Raw genomic sequence first — 18992 nt, forward strand, 5'->3', positions numbered from 1 at the left:
CCCGGAGGGTCACCCCTCCGGGGACGTCCGCGTTTTTTGGGCGCCCGGCCGGGCGTCAGCCGCGCCGCGCCTCCGCCTCAAGGCGCAGCGCCTCCTCCATGACCGCCTTCGCGATCGGCGCCGCGCTGCCGCCGCCGCTGATGTCCGTGCGGCTGGCCTCCGCGTCCTCGACGACCACGGCGACCGCGACGGCCGGCTGGGCCGAGTCGGCGGCCTGGGCCCAGGCGATGAACCAGGCGTACGGGGTGCCCGTGTTGCCCAGGCCGTGCTGGGCCGTGCCCGTCTTGCCGCCGACCCGGGCGCCGGGGATGGCGGCGTTGGTGCCCGTGCCGTCCTCCACGGCGCGGACCATCAGCTCCTGGAGGCGGGTCGCGGTCGAGGGGCGCATGGCCTGGCGGTAGCTGCGGCGGCCGGTGGTGTCGACCGTGGTGCCGGACGCGGTGGTGGTGCGCTCCACCAGGTGCGGCTGGGCGATCTCGCCGTTGTTGGCGACGGCCGCCGCGACCATCGCCATCTGCAGCGGGGTGGCCGTGGTGTCGAACTGGCCGATGGCGGAGAGGGCCAGCTGGTCGTCCGACATGGCCGTGTCGAAGTTGGACTTCGCCACCCAGGACGGGATCCGCAGCCCCGGGTCGTTGAAGCCGAAGTTCCCCGCCGTCGCCACCATGTCCGCGAGCCCCGTCCGCACCCCGAGACCGGCCATCACCGTGTTGCAGGACCACTGGAGGGCATAGGCGAGGGAGGCGTTCGCACAGCCGGTGGCCTCGTTCGGGAGGACCTGGCGGGTGCCGGGCAGGACGAAGGGGTCCGGGGTGTCGGTGGGCGCGTCGGGGTCGGTCACGACGCCCGCGTCCAGGGCCGCCGCGGCCGTCACGATCTTGAACGTGGAGCCCGGCGGATACGTCTGCCGGATCGCCCGGGCCAGCATCGGCTGGTTCGGCGAGGTGTTGAGCCGCCGCCAGGCGTCGGCGACCGCCGGGCCCGTGCCGGACAGCACCCCCGGGTCGTACGAGGGGGAGGAGACGAGCGCCAGGATCCGCCCGCTCGACGGCTCGATCGCCGCCACCGCGCCCCGCTTGCCGTCGAGCCCGCGGTAGGCCGCCTCCTGCATCCGGGCCCGCACGGTGGTCACCACGTCGCCGCCGGGCAGGCGGCCGCGGCTGACGTCGTTCCACAGCGGGAGCGGGGCGAGCATCGGGTCGGTGCCGGACAGGACCGGGTCCTCGGCGTGCTCGAGCAGGGTCGTGCCGTAGGTCTGCGAGGCGTAGCCGGTCACCGGCGCGTACAACGGCCCCTGGGTGTAGGTGCGTTCCCAGCGCAGCTGCTGGCCGCTGTCCCGCGAGCCGGTCACCGGGCGCCCGTCCACCAGGATCTCGCCGCGCGGCTGGCCCCAGCGGGTGATCGCGATCCGCCGGTTCGCCGGGTCGTCGTCCAGCTCGTCCGCCTCGAAGACCATCACCCGGGCCGCGTTCACCAGGAGCGCGACCAGCAGGACGAGGCACAGGGCGGCGGCCCGCCGGATGTAGCGGATCACGGGCGGCCCCTCATGACGCGTCCTGCCGGATCGGGGCGATGACGCCGGTGTCGGCCATGTCCGGGCGCGGGGCGCGCGCCGAGTCCGAGACCCGGACGAGCAGGGCCACGATCACCCAGTTGGTGACGACCGACGAGCCGCCCTGCGCGAGGAACGGCATCGCCATGCCGGTGAGCGGGATCAGCCCCATCACCCCGCCCGCGATGACGAAGACCTGGAGCGCGAGGATCGAGGCCAGGCCGATCGCGAGCAGCCGCCCGAACGGGTCGAGCAGCGCGAGCCCCGCCCGGTAGCCGCGGGCCACGAGCAGCGCGTACAGCAGGAAGAGCGCGGTCAGGCCGACCAGGCCCAGCTCCTCGCCGGCCGTCGCCAGGATGAAGTCCGACTTGGCGGCGAAGCCGATGAGCACCGAGTGCCCGAGGCCGAGCCCCGCGCCCAGCATCCCGCCCGCGGCGAACGCGAACAGCGACTGCGCCAGCTGCCCCGGCCCGTCGCCCGCCCGGATCGAGGCGAAGGGGTCCAGCCAGTCCTGCACCCTGCCGTGCACGTGCGGTTCGAGCGAGCCGACCAGGAACGCGCCGGCCGCGGCGAGCAGCAGCCCCACCGCGATCCAGCCGGTGCGCCCGGTCGCCACGTACAGCATGATCACGAAGAGGCCGAAGAACAGCAGCGAGGTGCCCAGGTCCCGCTCCAGGACCAGCACGCAGACGCTCAGGCCCCAGATCGCCACGATCGGTCCGAGCACCCGGCCGGTGGGGAACTGCAGCCGCCAGATCTTCCGCCCGGTGTACGCGAGGGCGTTGCGGTTGGCGGCCAGGTAGGCGGCGAAGAACACGGCGAGCAGGATCTTGGCGAACTCGCCCGGCTGGAAGGAGAGTCCGCCGATCCGGATCCAGATCTTCGCCCCGTTCACGGCGGGGAAGAAGATGGGCAGGATCATCAGGGCGAGCGCCGTGGCCACCGAGAGGTACGCGTAGCGCTGGAGCACCCGGTGGTCCCGGATCGCCAGGACCACCACGATGAACAGGCCGACCCCCAGGGTCGACCAGACCAGCTGGGTGGGCGCGGCCGTGTCGCCGGGCGTCTCCAGGTCGAGCCGGTAGATCAGCACCAGGCCGAGGCCGTTGAGCAGCACCGCGATCGGCAGCAGGAGCGGATCGGCGTACGGGGCGCGCAGTCGCACGGCGAGATGGGCGAGGAGCGCGAGGGTGCCGAGCCCGGCGCCGTAGCGGGCGGCGTCCGGCGGGACGGCGCCGCCGCGGGCGAGCCCGACCTCGGCGTAGCCGAGCACCGAGATCAGCACCGCGCCCACCAGCAGCGAGAACTCGACACCGCGCCGCTTCGGGACCGGGACCCCGGGCGGGGGCGCGTCCCTGGTGTCCTTCGCGTCCGTCGGCGGCGGTGCGGTCATGGACCGCAACGTAGCAAGCAGTAAGCCTTATGTCCCTTTTGTGTGACGGTGTGCCGCGCCCGGGCCGTCCTCGCCCGGGCCGGCGCCGCCCTGCCCCTGCCCCGGCTCCGGCTCCGCGAGGTCGACGTACTCCGGCAGCGTCAGGCGGGCCACCGCCCCGCCGCCCCCGTCCTCCTCCGGCGCGTTCGCGAACACCAGCTCCGCGCCGAGCACCTCGGCCTGACCGGCCGCGATGGTGAGCCCCAGACCGTGCCCCTTCGCCCCGCCCTCGGTGCGGAAGCGCTGCGGGCCCGCCGCGAGCAGGTAGTCCGGGAAGCCCGCGCCGTGGTCCCGGACCGTCACCACCGGCCCGTCCACCGTCAGGACCACCGGCGCCGCCCCGTGCCGGTGCGCGTTCGCCACCAGGTTGCCCAGCACCCGCTCCAGGCGCCGCCGGTCCGTCTCCACCGTCGCGTCCCGCACCACCCGCACCTCGGTCACCGTGCCCGTGGTGCCCGCGGCGGCCCGCACCACCCGCTCGGCCAGCGGGCCGAGCGCGTGCACCGCCAGGTCCACCCGCTCGGTGCCCGCGTCGAGCCGCGAGATCTCCAGGAGGTCCTCGGTCAGCGCCCGCATGGTGCGCACCCGGTCCCGCACCAGCTCCGCGGGCCGCCCCTCCGGCAGCAGCTCCGCCGCCGCGGAAAGCCCGGTCAGCGGGGTGCGCAGCTCGTGCGCCACGTCCGCCGTGAACCGCTGCTCGCTCTGCAGCTTGCGCTGGAGCGAGGACGCCATGGTGTCGAGCGCCGCCGCCACCGTGGCCACCTCGTCCTGCGGCCGCGAGGGGTCCTTCGTCCGCGGGTCGCCGACCCGCGCGTCCAGGTCCCCGGCGCTGATCCGGCGCGCCACCGTCGCCGTCGCGTGCAGCCGCCGGGTCACCCGGGTCACCGCGAAGGCGCCGACGAGCAGCGTGGCCCCGATGGCGAGCACGGACGAACCGAGGATCGAGCGGTCGAGCCGGTCGATCGTCGCCGCGCCCTGCGTGTAGTCGACGCGTACGGCCAGGGCGCGGCCCTCCGCGGGACCCGCCGCCCACATCGTCGGCCGCCCCTCGAACTCGGCCACCATCGTGCCCCGCTCGCCGCGCACCGCGAGCGCCCGCAGCGCGGCCGGCAGGCCCGCCGGGTCCACCCCGGCGAACGGCGGCAGCGGCTCGCCCGACGCGTACAGCAGCCCCACCTCGCCGAGCCGGTCCAGCGCCTTCTCCCGGGAGTCCCGCACGGTCTGCCCGGCCACCGACACGTGCACCAGCGCGCCGAGCAGCGCGGCCAGGGCGCAGCACATCACGGCGATGAAGACCGCGGCCTTCCAGGTGAGGGTCGCCGTCCAGGCCGGCTGCCGCGGCAGCCGCCGCCGGCCGCCCGCGGCCGCTCCCGCCCTCGGCCGGCTCACGGCCCGCCCCCGGAGGAGCCGGGCAGCGGACCGCCTGAGGACCGCGACGGGTACGGGGACGGGCTGGGGCTCACGAAGTCCGGCGCCGGCACGGTCGAGGCCCGGGCGCCCGGCGGCCGCACCCGGACGATCTCGTCCCGGGCCGGCAGCATCGTGTGCTGCTGCGCGTCCCAGGACCAGGCCGTGCGGTACTCGTAGCCCGGGATCCCGGCCGAGCTCGCCCGGACGATCAGGTCCCGCCCGGCCAGCTCGATGCTCACCACCTGGTCGACCGTGGACATGATCCGGGTCAGCCCGCCGTTCTCGGCCTGGTAGACCCGCACCCCGAGCTGCTGCTCGGGCATCCGGATGCCGACGATCAGTTCGTCCCGCCCGTTTCCGGTGAGATCGCGGTAGTACGGGGCGAGGACCGGGCAACCCGCCCGGTCGGTGCCGCACCTCTCGATGGCCCGCACGGTCTCCTCGTACAGCCCGTCCTGCCCCGAGCGCGCCGCCTCGTGCCCGCGCACCTCGGCCCGGACGACCGCGATTGGGTCGACCGCGCGCACGTCGTTGTCCCCGACCGCGATGCCGGGGACCCGCTCGGTGGTGTTCTCGCCGTAGTCGATGGGCGGGTTCGTCGCCGGCGGCAGGTCCGGCCAGAGCCGCACCGGGCCGACCGCGTCCGGCGCCCGCCCGGCGCTCCGCAGCCCGCCCTGCCCGCCGCAGCCGGCGAGCAGCGCGACGGCGGCGAGCAGCGTGCACAGCGCGGTGGTGACGGCGACCGGCCGCCGACGGCGCTCTCCCACGCTGCTCCCTCGTCCGGGGGACGGCCGGTGCCGTCCTTCCTCAGACGATATTCACACGGAGGACCGTTCCGCCCGCCCGGACACCGGGCCGCTGATCCGCTCGGTACCGAGGGGCCCGCGAGGCGCGGTCTCAGACCGGGCGCCGCTCCAGCTGCGCGAGGGCCGCCCGGCACAGGGTCAGCAGCTTCTCGTCGTCGTGCACGTCGTGCGAACCCGCGCCGTCCTCGCGCGCGTTGTGCCGCCGTCTTCGGGACAGCTCCGCCCGGATCGCGTGCTCGGCGCCCGCCGCCGCCGGGCCCATCTCCGCCAGGCACTCCGCGACCGCCACCCGGGTGTGACGGTTCTCCTCCCAGGCCGCCAGCAACACCGGCAGGGTGTCCGCGCTGTCGCCCGTCACCCGCCACAGCGCCGCCGCCGACCGCACCCGCACCCACAGCTCCCGCGCCCCGAGCCCGGCCCGCAGCGCCGGGGCCGTCCGCGCCGCCGCCGGGCCGATGGCCCCGAGCGACAGGGCCGCCGCGCACCACTCGTCGCCCGAGGTGCCCGGCCGCAGCCACTGGTCCAGGGTGTCCAGCGCCTCGTCCAGCGAACCGTCGAGCGCCCACACCGCGCGCGCCGCCATCGCCGAGACCGCCGCCGACGGCGAGGCCAGCAGCCGCCGCACGTCCGGCAGCGCCTCCCGCGCCGGCGGACCGAAGGCCGCCAGGGTCCGCAGACAGGCCTCGTGCACCCAGTCCCGCCGGTTCGCCGGCGCCCCGCGCAGCACCCGCAGCACCTCCGGCAGCGCCTGCGCCCCGCGCACCGCGCCCAGCGCGAACAGCAGCGGCGCCGCCCGGTCGTACAGCAGGTCGTCCAGCTCCACCTCGGCGAGCCGGCGCCGCAGCACCGGCGCCAGCGGCAGCGCCGCCGGGCCCAGCGCGTCCACCGCGTACAGCAGCTCCCGCCGCACCTCGCGCTCCTCCAGGGCCCGCGCGAGCAGCGGTATCGCCCGCGAGTCGCCCGACCGGGCCAGCGCGAGCAGCGCCCCGCCCCGGCCCGTCCGCGCACCCGGCGCGGACGCCGGGGGGTCGGGCGGACCCGTCGGGGCGGCGGTGAGGCGCGCCGCGAGCGCGTCGGCCGAGGGCGCGGCCAGCTCGAAGAGGCGCTCAAGGAAGGAGGTGGCCGCCTCGCGCAGCCGCGGCTCGGGGTCGCTCAACTGCGCCCCGACCAGCCGCACCACCTCGTCGTACCGCCCGCGCCAGACCCGTATCAGACCGCCGCACAGCCAGATCGCGTCCGAGCGCTGGCCCCAGTCGGGGCTGCGCAGCTGGGCCAGGACGAGCGCGATGCGGTCGTCGACCCGGTCGTCCAGGGCGGTGTGCAGGGTACGGAGCAGCTCCTCGGTCCACGGGGTGGGGCGGCCCGCCGAGTGCTCCTCCAGGAGCTCGCGCACCTGCCCCACGAGGGTGGGGGAGCCGCCCGTCCGGGCCGGCTCGGCGCACGCGCCGGCCGGCGCCGTGCGCACCTCGTCCAGCAGCACCGTCACCCGCTCCACCACGTCGTCCGGGATCTCGGCGGGCGCCACCCGGGCGAGCTGCGCGAGCGCGGCCAGCCGCAGGCCCGGGGCCTGCGCGGCCCGCGACAGCCAGTCCAGCCACTCCACGGTCTCGGCGCGCAGCGACTCGTGCCGCAGCGCGATCCGCCCGACCGAGGCGACGAGGGCGAGCCGCACCTCGGTGTCCCGCTCCACCGTCAGGCGCTCCCGCAGCAGCCCGAGGACGCGCACCGGGTCGCCGTGCAGCGAGGCGAGGGCGCACGGCGCCGCCAGCCGGACCTCGGGGTCGGGGTCGTGGACCAGGCCGAGGAAGACGTCCGCGCCGGCGGCGACCGCCGCCGCCGCCATCGCGTAGTTCGCCGCCGGGGTGAACTCGGCGTCGTCCGGGTCGAGTTCGTCCAGCTCCTCGTCGCCGCACAGGTCGATGCCGCCGATGCTGGTGAGCAACTCCACGATGCCGCCCCGGTCCTGGACGGTGGGATCGGCGACGAGTTCGAGCAGGAAGGGGATGCAGGCGAGGGTCGAGTCGTAGACGTCGCCCTGGTGGTGGACCGCTCCGTACATGCCGTCGAGGGCGTTCTCGCGCTCGGCGGGATCCGCGGAGGCGAGGCCCCGCAGCAGCTCCGGCACGTCGTCGGCGGGGCCGTAGGCATGGCCCAGCGAGGCCCAGTCGACCTCCTCGATCCCCGTCAGCATGCAGGCCGCCTTCCCCGTGAGCGCGCTGTACCAGGCAGCAAGTGTGCACCAACGGGCCCTTCACCAGGACCCGCCCGCCGCACGCGGTCCCCCAACCCCCGCGCGGCCGCACGCTTTGCGCCATCCACGGGTCCGCCCGGAGCCCCGGCGAACCCCCGCCCCGCCGCTCCGAAGCCCTCGCGCACCCCCTCCCCCCGGCTCGCGCGCCCGCCCGCGCCCGCCGGACATGCGCACTTGCGCGCCGGAGTGCGCCCCCGCCGCCGCGCGCCGGGCGCCCGGGGACTTTGTCCGGAACGGAACGGAGGCCGACGCCCACCGGGTTCCGGCCAAAAGGACGCTGCGATGGCCGGGGAGGTGCGCAGGGTGAGGGCCGGGGCGGGGCCTGAAGGCGCCGGACAGGGGGCTGGGGGCTGGGGGCTGGGGCCTCAGGGTTGGGCAGGGTGGGCCCGGGGCCCGGGGCCCGGGGTCTCAGGGCCGGGGTAGGCGCGGGGCGCGGGCGGGGCCGGGACCGGGTGTCCGGCCGGGTGCTTTCGGCAGGGCCCGGGGCCAGGTTCCCCGGGGTCCCGGGTGTTGGGGTCTCAGGGTCGGGCCGGGTGGGCTCGGCGCGCGGGCGGGGCCGGGACTGGGGTCGGGTGTCCGGCCGGGCGGTGCCGGCAGGGGCCCGGGGGCGGATCCCTAGGGACTGGCCCCCGGCTGGGGGCCCGGGCTCGGGCTCGGGATCCGGTGCCGGCTCGGGCCGGGTACGGCCCCCAGGGCCGCTCGGGTTCGGTCCTCGGTCGGGATACGCGGCGGGCCCGGGTGGGCCCGGGGCGCGGGCGGGGCAGGCAGGGGTCCGGGGGCCCGGTCCCCGGGGGCTCGGCGGACCCGGATCGGGTTCGGCCCCGGCTCCGGCGTCGAATCGGGCCGGGCGCGGGCCCCGGCTCGGGGCGCGGTCGGGATACGCGGCGGCGCCGGCCCCAGGGCCGGCTCAGGGCTCCGGCCAGGGTTCCGTCTCCCGGACGCGGACGAAGCGGGCGGTGTCCTGGCGGCCCGTGATCACCAGGAGCTCGACCGTCACCGGGCCGGTGACCGGGCGCACCGGTCCGTGTTCGGGGTGCTCCACCGGCTCGGCGGCCACTCCGGCGGCCGCGGCCGGGGCCGCGACCTCGTGCGCCTGGCGGCCGGTGAGCCGGGGCGAGGTCCGCAGTTCGCGCCCGTCCGGGAGCCGGACGAGCAGCGCGTGCGGCCGCGCGGGCGGGCCGAAGAGCCCGACCAGCCGGGCGTCCACCGTGTCGGAGTGCCGCACCTTGCGCCAGGCCCAGGTGCCGCCGGGCCGGTACGCCGAGCTCCAGGCCTTCGCCACGACCCCCTCCACCCCGGCCTCGCGCAGCGCGTCGAACCACTCGCGGGCGGTGTCCTCGTCCTCGGTGGCCAGCACCCGCTGGAGCGGCGGCCCGGTGCCGGCGAGGGCGGTGCCGAGCAGCTCCCAGCGCTCGCGCAGCGGCAGGGCGCGCAGGTCGTGCCCGGGCAGCGCGAGCAGGTCGAAGGCGATGTACGAGACGGGCACCCCGGCCCGCGCCCGGTCCCGGTGGGTGCGCAGCAGGTCGGTGAAGCTGATCCGGCCCTCGCGGTACGCGCAGAGCTCGCCGTCCAGGACGATCCCGGGCGGCAGCCGCTCGCCCAGGTACCCGGCGATGTCCGGGAACTCGGGGGACAGGTCGCGCCGGGCCCGGGACTGGAGGACGACCTGGCCGCCCTCCAGGACGAAGGCGAGCGCGCGGAAGCCGTCCAGCTTGAGGGAGTACTGGTAGCCGCCCGGGACGCCGTCCTGCCGCGGCAGCGCGTCGGCGGCCCGCGGCCGCATGACGTCCACGGGCGGCCGGAGCACGACGTCGGGGTCCGGCTCCGGGCCCGGCCCGGGTCCGGGACCACGGTCAGGTCCGGGGCCAGGGTCGTGTTCGGGACCCGGGGCAGGTCCGGGTCCCGGTCCGGGGCCAGGTCCGGTTCCGGGCTCAGGTCCGGGCTCAGGTCCGGGTCCGGGGCCAGGGTCAGGTCCGGGACCCGGGGCAGGTCCGGGCTCAGGCCCGGGTCCGGGGCGGGGCCCGGGGCTCATGGCACCGGTCCGGCGACGGCGGGGTCGAACAGCGGGGCCAGCAGCTCCCCGTACTCCTCCAGGCGCGGCCCGATCGCGTCCATCAGCAGGACCAGCCGCTCCGGCGCCCCGCTCCGGGCCGTCTCGGCGACCTCGTCCCAGGTCACGGGCGCGGAGACGGACGGCAGCGGGCGGGCGCGCAGGGTGTAGGGGGTCGCGGTCGTCTTCGCGGCGGCGTTCTGGCTGTGGTCCACGAAGACCTTGCCGGGCCGCAGCGCCTTCGCCATCCGGTGCACGACGAGCCGGGGCAGCTCCGCCTCGGCGGCGACGGCGAGCCGGCGGGCGTAGGCGGAGACCGTCTCGGACGGGGTCGGCTCGACCGGGACGAGCAGGTGCAGGCCCTTGGAGCCGGAGGTCTTCGGGAAGGCCGTCAGGCCGTCCTCGGCCAGCCGTTCCCGCAGGTGGAGGGCGACCCGGCAGCACTCGACCACGGTGGCCGGCGGCCCCGGGTCGAGGTCGAGCACCAGCCGGTCGGCCACGGCGGGGGCGTCGGCCCGCCACTGCGGGGTGTGGAACTCGACGACCAGGTTCGCCGCCCACATCAGCGTGGCCAGGTCCTGGACCACGACCTGCCGGGCGCGCGGGGCGTCCGAGCGCGGCACCGGGGTGGTCTTCACCCAGGCGGGCGTGCCGGGCGGCGGGTTCTTGGTGAAGAAGAGCTGCCCCTCCGGGCCGTCCGGATAGCGCAGGAAGGAGACCGGCCGGTCGCGCAGATGGGGCAGGATCACGGGCCCGACGGTGGCGTAGTAGTGCAGCAGCTCGCCCTTGGTGGTGCCGGAGGCGGGGTGGAGGACCTTGGCGAGGTTGCTGAGGGCCAGTCGGCGCCCCTCCACCTCGGTGATGGGCGTCATACGATGAGAATCCCACGGATATCGGGACGTATCAGGACGAAGGGGATGAAACGTGCGATCCATCTGGAACGGGGCCATATCCTTCGGCCTGGTCAGCATCCCGATCAAGCTGGTCAACGCGACCGAGAGCCGGTCCGTCTCCTTCCGCCAGGTGCACACCGAGGACGGCGGCCGGATCCGCTACAAGAAGGTGTGCGAGCTGGACGGCGCCGAGGTCACCCAGGCGGAGATCGGCAAGGCGTACGAGGACGCCGACGGCACCATGATCCCGATCACCGACGAGGACCTGGCCGCGCTGCCGCTGCCGACGGCGAAGACGATCGAGATCGTGGCCTTCGTCCCGGCCGGTGACATCGACCCGCTCCAGATGGACGCCGCCTACTACCTCTCCGCCAACGGCGTGCCCGCCGCAAAGCCGTACACCCTGCTGCGCGAGGCGCTGAAGCGCAGCGACAAGGTGGCGGTCGCGAAGTACGCGCTGCGCGGGCGCGAGCGGCTCGGCATGCTGCGGGTGGTGGACGACGTGATCGCCATGCACGGCCTGCTGTGGCCGGACGAGATCCGCGCCCCGGAGGGCGTGGCCCCGGAGACCCCGGTGACGGTGCGGGAGGCCGAACTCGACCTGGCCGACGCCCTGATGGCCACCCTCGGCGAGGTCGACATCTCGACCCTGCACGACGACTACCGCGAGGCGGTCGAGGAGATGATCGCCGCGAAGGCGGAGGGCGGCGCCGGCATCGCCCCGCCGGAGCCCGAGGCGGCCGGCGGCGGCCGGGTCATCGACCTGATGGCCGCCCTGGAGAGCAGCGTCCGGGCCGCCAAGCAGGCCAGGGGCGAGGGTGCCGAGGGCGAGGAGGTGGCCGAGGCGGCCGCCTCGGCGCCGGTCACCGAACTGCGCCCGCGCAAGCGCGCGGCGGCGACGCCGAAGGAGACGGGCGCGAAGAAGTCCACGGCGAAGGGCGCGACGAAGAAGACGGCCGCGCCGGCCCGCAAGTCGACGGCGAAGACGGCCGCGAAGCAGGCCCCGGCCCCCACGAAGTCGACGGCGGTGAAGTCGACGGCGAAGAAGCAGCCCGCGCAGAAGTCCGCGGCGGCGAAGAAGACCGCGAAGACGGCCGCGGCGAAGAAGGCGACCCCGGCGGCGCCCGCGAAGAAGACCCCGCCGCGCAAGCGCACCGCCTGACACCGCCCTACGCCGCTCGGCGCCGCCTGACGCACGGCATCCGGCGCCCCCCCGGGCCGTCACGGCCGGAACCCGCCGCTCGCGGGGGAGTTCGACCCCAGGCTGCGTGTACGGTCGGGGCCGGACCGGAAGGACGGGGGCCGACCGATGCGTGCCGAAGCCTGGCTGCTGGAACTGGACGAGAGCGCTGCCGCGCCGCCGCTCGCCCCGGCGCTGCTCGACCCGGGCGTGCTGGACGCGCGGGAGCGCGAGCGGGCGGCGGCCTTCCTGCGGCCCGCCGACCGGGTGCTCTACGTCGCCGCGCACGTCGCGCTGCGCACCGTCCTGGCCGGGCTGCTCGGCGAGCGGCCGGCGGACCTGGAGTTCCGGCGCGAGCCCTGCCCCTGCTGCGGCGCACCGCACGGCCGGCCCGCCCTCGCGACCGCCCGCCCGCCGCTGCACTTCTCCCTCTCGCACACCCGCGGCCGGGTGCTGGTCGCCACCGCCCCGGTCCCGGTGGGCGCGGACGTCGAACTGCGCCCGGATCCCTCCGCCGTACGGGAACTGGTCGCCGTCCTGCACCCGGCCGAGCGCGCCGAGGTGGCGGCCGCCGGCCCGGGGTCGCAGGACGGGGCCGCGGCCTTCGGCCGGATCTGGGCGCGCAAGGAGGCGTATCTGAAGGGCCTCGGCACCGGCCTCGGCCGGGCGGCGCACCTGGACGACCTGAGCGGCCCGGCCCCCGCCCCGGCCGGCTGGAGCCTGTACGACCTGCCCGCCGGCCCGGCCCACGACGCCGCCCTGGCCCTCTGCGCCCCGGCCGGCGCCGCCGAACCCCCGGTCCTCCACCGTCTGTCGGGCACGGACCCGCTGCCGGTCCCGCCGCGGGCGGTGCTCCGGACGTCCGGCATGTTCGGCATGTCCGGCTGACGGCGCCCGGTCGCGGGGCCCGGTCCACCGGATCCCACCGGGCCCCGTCCACCGGGCCCGGTGGACGGGAGGTACCGGTTCCGTACACCCGTCCGACGCCCTTCGGACCCTTTCGTCCACCCCTCGCCCACCCCTATGTCCACCCTTGTCGACCCTTGGAGCGGTCAGCTCGCCGTATAGCGGACGGAGTTGGCCGCCCTTCGGACAACGGTTGGTCAAATCCTTGTTGCATACCTGTCAATCAGGGCTGCTCGCTGGCACGCTGCACCCGCACCACCCCCCACACGAAACCCCCACGCTTCATCAGCGAAGGAGCCCGCGTGATCCGCCAGCAGTCCTCGCGCCGTACCTCTCGTACCACCGCCCGAGCCGCCGCCCTCATCGCGTCCGCCGCCATGGTCGTCGTCGGCGTCCAGACCGGTTCCGCCAACGCCGACGCCCAGCGCGAGGCCGGCGCCACCGCGATCGTGCTCAGCGGTGCCCAGCGCGCCGCCGCCATCCAGGAGGCGCAGAGCGGTGCGGCCGGCACCGCGAAGGCGATCGGCCTGTCCGACCAGGAGAAGCTGGTCGCCCGTGACGTGATCAAGGACGCGGACGGCACCGTCCACACCCGTTACGAGCGCACCTACCAGGGCATCCCGGTGCTCGGTGGCGACCTCGTCGTCCACCAGAAGAAGAACGGCACCCGCTCCACCACCAAGGCGACCAACGCCCGCATAGCCGTGGCCTCCACGAAGGCCGCCGTCGCCCCGGCCGCCGCCGCGGACGCCCGCAAGGTCATCTGGGCGGCCGACGGCAAGCCCGCCCTCGCCTGGGAGACCGTGGTCCACGGCACCCAGCACGACGGCACCCCGAGCGAGCGCCACGTCATCACCGACGCCACCTCGGGCAAGGAGCTGTACTCCTACGAGGCCATCGAGACGGGCGTCGGCAACACCCAGTACAGCGGCCAGGTCACCCTGGGCACCTCCGCCGGCTACACCCTGACCGACGCCGCCCGCGGCGGCCACAAGACGTACGACCTCAAGGGCGGCACGTCCGGCACCGGCACGCTGTTCACCAACAGCACCGACACCTGGGGCAACGGCAGCCCGAGCAACCGCGAGACCGCGGCCGCCGACGCCCACTACGGCGCGGCCGTCACCTGGGACTTCTACAAGAACGAGCTCGGCCGCAACGGCATCCGCGGCGACGGCGTCGCCGCCTACAGCCGCGTCCACTACGGCAACGCGTACGTCAACGCCTTCTGGTCCGACTCCTGCTTCTGCATGACCTACGGCGACGGCACCAACAACCTCAAGCCGCTGACCTCGCTCGACGTCGCCGGCCACGAGATGTCCCACGGCCTGACCGCCTCCACGGCCGGTCTCAACTACCGCCGCGAGTCGGGCGGCCTGAACGAGGCCACCTCCGACATCCTCGGCACCGCGGTGGAGTTCTACGCCAACAACACCACGGACGCCGGCGACTACCTCATCGGCGAGAAGATCGACATCCGCGGCAACGGCACCCCGCTGCGCTACATGGACAAGCCCAGCCGCGACGGCAACTCCGCCGACTACTGGTCCTCCACCGTCGGCCGCCTCGACGTCCACTACTCCTCGGGCCCGGCCAACCACTTCTTCTACCTGCTGGCCGAGGGCAGCGGCGCCAAGACCCTGAACGGCGTCAGCTACAACTCCCCGACCTTCGACGGCTCCACCGTCACCGGCATCGGCCGCCAGAAGGCCTACCAGATCTGGTACAAGGCCCTCAGCACCTACATGACCTCCACCACGGACTACGCGGGCGCCCGCGCCGCCACCCTCTCCGCCGCCACCGACCTGTTCGGCGCCGGCAGCGCGGAGTACAACGCGGTCAACACCGCCTGGGCCGCGGTCAACGTCAAGTAACACCGCCACACGGCACGGGGCCGTACGCCAGGACAGTCCGTCCTGGCGTACGGCCCCGCGGTCGTGCGCTCAGAGCAGTTCCGCCGCCTGCCGCAGCAGCTTCTCGTAGATCTCCGGGCGGTCCTCGTCGACGAACGGGTAGCCCGTGCCGAAGTCGCCGTTGATCCAGCGGGCCCGGATGCCCGGGTTCGCCGCCTCCGTGCCGTCGTGCAGGAAGACGTGCGGGCTGCAGTTGACGCGCCCGTCGCGGGCCGAGTCGTACTGGGCCATGATCGCCGGGCGGGAGGTGCCGCTGTCGAGGGCGGCGGCCAGCGCGGTGGCGTCCACCGCGCCCGTCTCCTCGGCGACCTCCAGGATCACGTGGCGCTGCGAGATGCAGCGGCCCTGCGCCCAGAAGGCGCGGCGCAGGGCGCGGTCCAGCTGCTCGCTGGCGTGCCAGCCCTGGGCCTTGGCCGCGTGGACGGCCTCCAGGGCGGGCAGCGTCGTGACCGGGTAGGTCCAGTCCGGGCCCTGCCAGAGCCGCCAGCCGGCCTCGGGCTCCAGGGAGCCGAGGACGGCGATCTCCGAGTCGACGCCCGGGCGGGCGTTGACCTCGCGGTTGAAAAGCTCCAGCGGGAAGGCGCGGAAGTCGAACCAGATCCTGCCCTCCAGGCCGAGACGCCGGCGCGTCTCGTGCAGCCGGTGCACGGCCACGTGCGCGAAGGAGCAGTTCAGGTCGGTGTAGACGGCGATGGTGTCGGGTGCGGCGGGCAGCCGCGGGTCGGTGGTCGGTGCGGATACGACGTCGGTCATGGACCCTCCTCTACACGGATCAGTCCCCACCAGCCCTCGCTGACACCCCAGTGCATGTTGCTGGTGCGGTACAGGTGGTCGCCCGGGTGCTGCGCGCGGAAGCGCACCGTCCGGGTGCTGCCGGCGGCCAGCGCGCCGATCGTCGACACGTACCAGCCGAGGCCCGTCTCCGAGGCGTCCCACACCTGCCCGTGCACCGTGAAGCCCTGGTTGCGCATCCGGTGCGAGCCGATCGCCAGGTGGACGGCCACCTGGTCGCCCGGGCGGACGGTCAGCAGCGGGGTCGGCGGCTCCGGGTCGGAGAGCACCGGGTCCAGCGGGTGCAGGGCGGCGCTGCGGTAGTTGTACGCCTTCTGGCCGGCGTCGTCCGGGCTGTCCGAGAACAGGTCGGTGACCGGCTGGGTCAGGTCGCCGTCGTGGTAGAGCCGCAGGCCGTCCTGGGTGACCAGGACCAGCTCGCGCACCGGCTCGGCGTGCGGGCGCCGGACCACGGCCCGCTCGCCGGTCCAGCGCTCGCGGCCGGTGTCCGGGTCGTACGGCGTGGCGTCGGCCTCCTCCACGACCAGCACGCCCACCAGGCCGCGCCGCGGGTGCGAGATGACGTCCGCGTGCGAGCGCAGCAGCACCACGCCCGGCTCGGCGGCGTACCACCGGTAGGTCCGCGAGGACCCCGGCTTGACCGTCGAGTCGGAGTTGCGGCCCACGTGCGCGCCGTCGTCCGTCCGCACGTCGAAGTCGAGCAGCGTCGGGTGCAGCGAGACCCGCCCGGAGACCGTACGGGCCCCGGGGTCCTCCTCGTTCATCAGCCGCGGGTCCAGCGGGCTGGCGGGCGGCGGCCCGTCCAGCTCGTTGACCAGGGTGACCTCCACCCACTCGCCGGCCCGGCAGCGCAGCACCAGCGGGCCCTCCTCCGGCCCGCCCTCGCCCTCGGCGGCGAACACCAGCCCGTACGGGTCGGTGCGCAGTGGGCTGTACTCGATGACCTGGGCCCGCGCCCGCACGGTGTGCCGGCGGACCCGGCGGCGCGGCGGCAGCGGCACCGGCGACGGGTGCCCGGGGCCGCGCCCCGGCAGCGGCGGCAGGTCCGGCTGCCGCCGGTCGTGCATCCGTAGCAGGCCCCAGCAGCCCAGCCACAGGTCGTTGCCCGCGCTGAAGGACCACAGGTGGTCGCCGGCGCCCAGGGTCGGGGCGAGCCGCAGCTGCGCCACGTTGGAGATGCCGAAGGTCTGCTGGTTGCGCCAGGCGGTGTCCTCGCGGCCCGCCCACTCCCGCCAGCGCGCCCCGGAGAGGGTGAAGCTGTGCTGGAGGTCGTGCGAGCCCTGCACGACGTGGACGCGCAGGTCCTCGCCGGGGTAGCCGCGCAGCAGCGGGGTGCCCGGGTCGCCGTGCTCGGCGCTGGAGAACCAGTGCGCCGGGTCGCCGCCGCGCTCGGACAGCGGCTCGCTGCGGTAGTTGACGCCCATCACGCCCTGGTCGTCGGGGGCGCCGGGGGCCGGCGGCGGGTTGATCGGGCCGCCGTGGTCGCCGTGCCCGTGCCGGACCATCGGCACGAAGTCGCCGATGGCCAGCACCATCTCGCGGTGCGCGGTGCCGTCGGCGTGCTTGATGACGGCCTGGGTGCCGCGCCGCAGCTCCTTGGTGTGGTCCTGCGGCGAGACCCAGGTCGCGCCCTCCGGCTCGGCCATCAGGGCGCCGAACAGACCGTGCCGCTGCCGGTAGTTGGCGAGCAGGTGGTCGTGGAAGAGGACGGTGCCGAACTCCTCGTCCACGTACCAGCGGTAGGTCCACGAGTTGTACTGGCCGAAGGCCTCCTCGCCCTGGTCGGCCGTGGTGGTCGCGGACAGGTAGTTCCAGCCCACCGCCGAGCCGTCGGAGACCAGCGGGTCGTACTTCACCAGGTGGGTGTGCAGGCCGAGTTCGGGCTGGAAGGGCAGCGGCGGGTCGAAGGCCGACTCCTTCTGCGCCCCGGCCGGCAGGGCGTTGGTGAGGGTCAGCTCCAGGACCTCGCCCTTGTTGGCGCGGATGACCAGCGGCTCCAGGGTCCGCTCGCCCGCGGCCAGCTGCCGCTTGAACGCGTCGAGGCCGCCCGCCTCCTCGATCTCCTCGGCGAGGACGTAGAAGTGCGCGTTGTGGTCGTGCCAGGTCGTGGCGTGCTGGTCGGTCGGGTCCCCGTGGTAGTAGAGGGTGCCGTTGGTGACGACCAGGTGGAAGCGGCGTACGGGCGCGTCGGCCGGCCCGATCTTGGTGAACGCCTCGCCGGGCTGCGGGTCGTCCACGAAGGCGGCGACCTCCAGGGGAGTGGGCTCGCGGCCCATGCCCGGCGGCTGGAGCGGGGTCCGCGGCGGGCGCGGGTTCTTCTGCGGGAAGGTCGCCGACTGGCCGATGAAGCCCGGGAAGCCGGGCCGCTCGGGCGTGGGCTCCGGCGGCGGCGCCCGGTGGGGGAGCGGCACGAGGGCCTGGATGGGCCGCCCGTCCGGGTAGTGGCCGGTGCCGTCCTGGAGGGTGTCGAAGATCCGGAACAGGCCCCACATGCCCATGTGGAAGTGCACGTACATGTGGCAGTGCCAGATCGAGTCGCCGACCGCGCCCTGCTTCGAGCCGAGACCGCCGATGAGTTCGAGGGTCATGGCCTCCTGCGGGCCGATGCTGACGGAGTCGACGATCGGCGCGTTCTCGTCCTCCGGGCGCAGCCGCCACTGGTGCAGGTGGGTGTGGAAGACGTGGGTGTCGCGCATGCCGCCGTGCACCAGGCGGATCACGGTCGGGTCGCCGGAGTAGCCGCGCAGCACGGGCGTGGCCGGGTCGCCGAAGAGCCAGGAGCTGTGGTGCACCTCCTCGCCGATCACGGCGTCGCGGACCGGGTCGATCTTCCCCTGCTCCAGGAGCTGGTGGTAGCGGTACATCCGCCACTCCATCGGCTCGATGCGGTGGTTGACCGGGAGCATCGCGTTGTTGAGCGGGGTGAGGTCGTCGACGGTGTCCGAGGTGCCCGGGCGGGTCGCGGGGGCTCCGGCGGCCGACGGCCGGTAGATGCCCGGGTCGGCGGGGGAGGCGGCCAGGGCGGCGTGGCCCCCGTCGCCGTGGCCGCCGCCGTCCCCGCCCCCGTGGCCGCCGCCGTGACCGTGCATCGGCGGCGGCACCGCCGGGTTGTCGTTGCTCGGGTACTCCATCATGAAGACCACGAACTCGCGGAAGCTGCGGTCCGGCAGATGGATGTCGGCGTACAGGCCGGTGGCCAGCGGCCCGCCCGTCTCCGGGTCGGTCCAGGTCGCCTCCGGCGCCTCGACCACCACCGCGCCGACCATGCCGTGGCTCTGCGAGCCCTCGCCGCGCGCGTCGGACATGTCGCCGAAGTGGAACACGCCCTCGTGCTCGCACACCCACTCGTACACCCGGGTGCCGCCCGGCGCCACGCTGCTGTCCGGGTTCGCGCCCGCCGCGAGACCGTCCATGGTCCGCACGTCGTAGCGCACGCCCTGCAGCGTGATGCCGGCCCGGCGCGAGAGTTCGTTGGTCAGCCGCACCCGCAGCCGCTCCCCGCGCCGGACCCGCAGGACCAGCGGCCGGGCGAGCGGGTGCGGGCCGGGCACCAGCTCGGGGTGCTCCAGGTAGCTGGGGAAGGGCTGCGGCCAGGAGGCCGCCAGCTCCCGCAGCACCGGAGCGTCCGAGGCGAGCGTGTACAGCGCGCCGTTGCGGTCGTGGTCGCCGAAGGCGTTGTACGCGATGGGCACGTTGAGCGCGACCACGTCGTACGTGCGGACCGGCCGCCCGTCCGGGTGCTGCTCCAGCGCCGCCCCCGCCGTTGTGCTGGTTGTCATCCTTGTGAACTCCCCCGTGTGGATTGGT

General features: G+C 75.3%; 12 protein-coding genes. 3 read left to right on the plus strand and 9 right to left on the minus strand.

From position 1 onward, the window contains the following. Nucleotides 1-55 precede the first annotated feature (55 nt). From ACIGW2_RS05340 to ligD, 7 genes are all read right to left on the minus strand, one after another. Nucleotides 56-1534 (minus strand): penicillin-binding transpeptidase domain-containing protein, encoded by a 1479-nt coding sequence (locus ACIGW2_RS05340; RefSeq protein WP_399841223.1) that lies wholly within the window; start codon nt 1532-1534, stop codon nt 56-58. A gap of 10 nt (nt 1535-1544) precedes the next feature. Then, a complete protein-coding gene (locus ACIGW2_RS05345) occupies nt 1545-2945 on the minus strand; it encodes an FtsW/RodA/SpoVE family cell cycle protein (protein ID WP_391652513.1) in 1401 nt (466 codons plus the stop codon). Nucleotides 2946-2972: 27 nt separating this feature from the next. Then, complete coding sequence (locus ACIGW2_RS05350) at nt 2973-4373, minus strand: histidine kinase dimerization/phospho-acceptor domain-containing protein (RefSeq protein ID WP_399841226.1); 1401 nt, start codon at nt 4371-4373, stop codon at nt 2973-2975. Then, nucleotides 4370-5161: a hypothetical protein gene (locus ACIGW2_RS05355; RefSeq protein ID WP_399841229.1), complete on the minus strand. Its 792-nt coding sequence runs from the start codon at nt 5159-5161 to the stop codon at nt 4370-4372. Before ACIGW2_RS05355 ends, ACIGW2_RS05350 begins: the two co-directional genes overlap by 4 nt. A gap of 130 nt (nt 5162-5291) precedes the next feature. Beyond that, nucleotides 5292-7391, minus strand: coding sequence for a PBS lyase (locus tag ACIGW2_RS05360; protein ID WP_391652516.1), 2100 nt, complete (start codon nt 7389-7391; stop codon nt 5292-5294). Between the two features lie 967 nt (nt 7392-8358). Then, nucleotides 8359-9258, minus strand: coding sequence for a DNA ligase (locus ACIGW2_RS05365; RefSeq protein WP_391652517.1), 900 nt, complete (start codon nt 9256-9258; stop codon nt 8359-8361). Between the two features lie 221 nt (nt 9259-9479). Further along, on the minus strand, nt 9480-10373 hold the full coding sequence (gene ligD, locus ACIGW2_RS05370; RefSeq protein WP_399841233.1) for a non-homologous end-joining DNA ligase: 894 nt from the start codon (nt 10371-10373) through the stop codon (nt 9480-9482). Between the two features lie 52 nt (nt 10374-10425). Here ligD and ACIGW2_RS05375 point away from each other — a divergent pair, with 52 nt between their 5' ends. The 3 genes from ACIGW2_RS05375 (at nt 10426) to ACIGW2_RS05385 (ending at nt 14354) form a co-directional block, all read left to right on the plus strand. Beyond that, complete coding sequence (locus ACIGW2_RS05375) at nt 10426-11556, plus strand: Ku protein (protein WP_399841236.1); 1131 nt, start codon at nt 10426-10428, stop codon at nt 11554-11556. Nucleotides 11557-11703: 147 nt separating this feature from the next. Beyond that, nucleotides 11704-12462, plus strand: coding sequence for a 4'-phosphopantetheinyl transferase family protein (locus tag ACIGW2_RS05380; RefSeq protein ID WP_399841239.1), 759 nt, complete (start codon nt 11704-11706; stop codon nt 12460-12462). Nucleotides 12463-12857: 395 nt separating this feature from the next. After that, nucleotides 12858-14354, plus strand: coding sequence for a M4 family metallopeptidase (locus tag ACIGW2_RS05385; protein ID WP_391652931.1), 1497 nt, complete (start codon nt 12858-12860; stop codon nt 14352-14354). Between the two features lie 69 nt (nt 14355-14423). On the opposite strand, the gene ACIGW2_RS05390 is transcribed toward ACIGW2_RS05385, so the two are convergent. Beyond that, nucleotides 14424-15146, minus strand: coding sequence for a DsbA family protein (locus ACIGW2_RS05390; RefSeq protein ID WP_356064003.1), 723 nt, complete (start codon nt 15144-15146; stop codon nt 14424-14426). Beyond that, the gene (locus tag ACIGW2_RS05395) at nt 15143-18964 is read right to left on the minus strand and encodes a multicopper oxidase domain-containing protein (protein WP_399841243.1); all 3822 of its coding nucleotides are present in this window, start codon (nt 18962-18964) and stop codon (nt 15143-15145) included. Before ACIGW2_RS05395 ends, ACIGW2_RS05390 begins: the two co-directional genes overlap by 4 nt. Between the last annotated feature and the right edge of the window lie 28 nt (nt 18965-18992).

Source organism: Streptomyces sp. NPDC053541 (genome assembly GCF_044544705.1).
Taxonomy (GTDB): domain Bacteria; phylum Actinomycetota; class Actinomycetes; order Streptomycetales; family Streptomycetaceae; genus Streptomyces.